3 protein-coding genes and 1 pseudogene are annotated in these 2,881 nt (G+C 59.8%); 1 reads left to right on the forward strand and 3 read right to left on the reverse strand.

Annotated features, from left to right (window positions below):
• The 3 genes and pseudogenes from C9413_RS30505 to lepA form a co-directional block, all read right to left on the reverse strand.
• A partial coding sequence (locus tag C9413_RS30505) for a nucleotidyltransferase domain-containing protein (protein ID WP_210263664.1) occupies positions 1-311 on the reverse strand: 311 nt, incomplete at its 3' end.
• Between the two features lie 122 nt (positions 312-433).
• A pseudogene (locus C9413_RS30510) lies at positions 434-632 on the reverse strand (type II toxin-antitoxin system CcdA family antitoxin).
• 108 nt (positions 633-740) lie between these two features.
• On the reverse strand, positions 741-2,573 hold the full coding sequence (gene lepA / locus C9413_RS30515) for a translation elongation factor 4 (protein ID WP_039843598.1): 1,833 nt from the start codon (positions 2,571-2,573) through the stop codon (positions 741-743).
• 142 nt (positions 2,574-2,715) lie between these two features.
• Here lepA and C9413_RS30520 point away from each other — a divergent pair.
• Positions 2,716-2,881: helix-turn-helix transcriptional regulator (locus C9413_RS30520; RefSeq protein ID WP_170251356.1), on the forward strand; the 166-nt coding region annotated here is incomplete at its 3' end.

Below are 2,881 nucleotides of genomic sequence, written 5' to 3' on the forward strand. Positions count from 1 at the left end.
GTTTTCACGTCCTTGTCCCACAGCAGTCGGTCTGTCGCCTTGGCGCAATATTGCGGTTCGGCCAGTTGCTTGGAATTGACGATCACCAGGATGTCGTAGTCGGAGCGGTAGCCCTTCATCGTGTGCGGCTCGTCGACCCAGGTGCCGCGGCTATACGAACCAAACAAAATGATTTTTAAGATCCGACCGCGCTTCTTGAAGGCCGCAGACGTGCCTGACAGGGCGTCGGCGAACTCCTCATGGATGATCGCAACGACGCGGGCAAGCTCGCGCTGCTTTTCTTCCGGCAGATGTTCCAAGGACGATCGCATGGGTCCATCGATAGGCCAAAGACGATTCGCCGTCTACTACTGGAAACTGTAGGAACTGCGACCGTTTGCAAGCCGACGCAATCTCCCGCGGCTACAGTGGAGCGGGATGGTTCCTTGCTTTTTCAGGGGTTTGAAAGCGGGCCATGAAATTTGCCGTACTTCACAAACGGTAGCCCGTGCGTTTCAACGCAAGCATCTGCTTCGGCTATCGCCTCCGCATTCTCGCCGCAAGCATTCGCGCTCGGCTTTGATCGCGCGGGTGATCCCGTTTTCCGCGGCACGGTAGATGTTGACATTGAGTTGGCGTGCGGAGGAGACGATCTGAGCATCGAGAGACCGATTCGAGGCCTTTCGGACAGGCGGTGCACGGCGATAGTCCTTCCGAAGTTATGCGCAGGAAATTGCGCATAACTTCGAAGGGAAAAGGATCTACTCGTCGCCCATCTTCAGCGCCGCGATGAACGCCTCCTGTGGGATTTCTACCTTGCCGAACTGGCGCATGCGCTTCTTGCCGGCCTTCTGCTTGTCGAGCAGCTTGCGCTTGCGGGTGGCGTCGCCGCCGTAGCACTTGGCGGTCACGTCTTTGCGCAGCGCTGAGATGGTTTCGCGGGCAATCACGTTGCCGCCGATCGCGGCCTGGATCGGGATCTTGAACATGTGCTTCGGGATCAGCTCCTTGAGCTTCTCGCACATGTCGCGGCCGCGCTTTTCAGCCGCCGTCCGGTGCACCATCATCGACAGGGCGTCGACCGGTTCGCCGTTGACGAGGATCGACATCTTCACGAGGTTGCCTTCGCGGTGGTCGCTTAACGCATAGTCGAAGGAGGCGTAGCCCTTCGAAATCGACTTCAGCCGGTCGTAGAAATCGAAGACAACTTCATTGAGCGGCAAATCGTAAGTCAGCATTGCGCGCGTGCCGACATAGGTAAGTTCGATCTGGATGCCGCGCCGGTCCTGGCAGAGCTTCAGGATGCCGCCGAGATAATCGTCCGGCGTCAGGATTGTGGCTCTGATCCAGGGTTCGTGGATCTCGGCGATTTTCACGACATCCGGCATGTCGGCCGGATTGTGCAGCTCGCGCTCCGTACCGTCTGTCATGTACATCTTGTAGACGACGGAAGGCGCGGTTGCGATGAGGTCGAGGTCGAATTCGCGTTCCAGGCGTTCCTGGATGATTTCGAGATGAAGCAAGCCTAGGAAGCCGCAGCGGAAGCCGAAGCCGAGGGCTGCGGAAGATTCCATCTCGAAGGAGAAGGAGGCGTCGTTGAGGCGCAGCTTGCCCATCGCGGCGCGCAGATCTTCGAAATCGGCAGCATCGACTGGGAAGAGGCCGCAGAAGACGACGGGCTGGGCCGGCTTGAAGCCCGGCAGCGCTTCTGCAGTCGGCCGCTTGTCCTCGGTGATGGTATCGCCGACGCGGGTGTCGGCCACTTCCTTGATGCTGCCGGTGATAAAACCGATCTCGCCAGGACCGAGGCAATCCACATTGACCATCTTCGGCGTCAGCACGCCGACGCGTTCCACCTGATACTTGGCATCGGTGCCCATCATGCGAATTGTCTGGCCCTTGGTCAGTACGCCATCGATGACGCGCACCAGAACCATGACGCCGAGATAGGCGTCGTACCAGCTATCGACGAGCAGTGCCTTCAGCGGCGCCTTCTCGCCGCCCGGGCTCTTCGGTGCCGGCAGCTTGTGGACGATCGCTTCCAGCACAGCCGGAATGCCGAGACCGGTCTTGGCAGAGATCAGTACCGCGTCGGAAGCGTCGATGCCGATCACTTCCTCGATCTGCTCCTTGATGCGCTCAGGTTCTGCCGCCGGTAGGTCGATCTTGTTGAGGACGGTGACGAGCTCGTGGTTGTTGTCGATCGCCTGGTAGACATTGGCAAGCGTCTGCGCCTCCACGCCCTGGGACGCGTCAACGACCAGCAGCGAGCCTTCGCAGGCCGAGAGCGAGCGTGAGACTTCGTAAGCGAAGTCGACGTGTCCGGGGGTGTCGATCAGGTTCAGGATGTAGGTCTCGCCGTCATCCGCCTTGTAGTGCAGGCGCACGGTCTGCGCCTTGATGGTGATGCCGCGCTCGCGCTCGATGTCCATGTTGTCCAGCACCTGCTCGGACATTTCGCGATCGGCAAGGCCGCCGGTCGTCTGGATCAGACGGTCGGCAAGCGTCGATTTGCCATGGTCGATGTGGGCCACGATCGAGAAATTGCGGATGTGGGACAGCGGAGTCGTCGGTTTGGTGCTCATGCGCGCCATATAGCAGTGCCGCCCCCCGCCGCAAAGCGGAAAAGCAGGACTCCGTTTAGGATAAAACGCGCGTCATAGGCGGTGACAAAAACCGCTTGATTCCATTATCAGGCCATGCATTTCTCTTATAGTAGAATCAGTGGATCGGACGATGGACCAGGAACTCGAAACGGCGATCGGCATTCGCATCCGCAAGCTCAGGGTCGAAAAGGGCCTGACGCTGGATGACCTTGCCAATGCCTCCGGCGTCAGCCGCGCGATGATCTCGCGCATCGAGCGGGCGGAGGCGAGCCCGACGGCCTCGCTGCTTGCAAGGG

The organism is Rhizobium sp. SEMIA 4085 (genome assembly GCF_013004495.1).
GTDB classification, from domain to species: domain Bacteria; phylum Pseudomonadota; class Alphaproteobacteria; order Rhizobiales; family Rhizobiaceae; genus Rhizobium; species Rhizobium gallicum.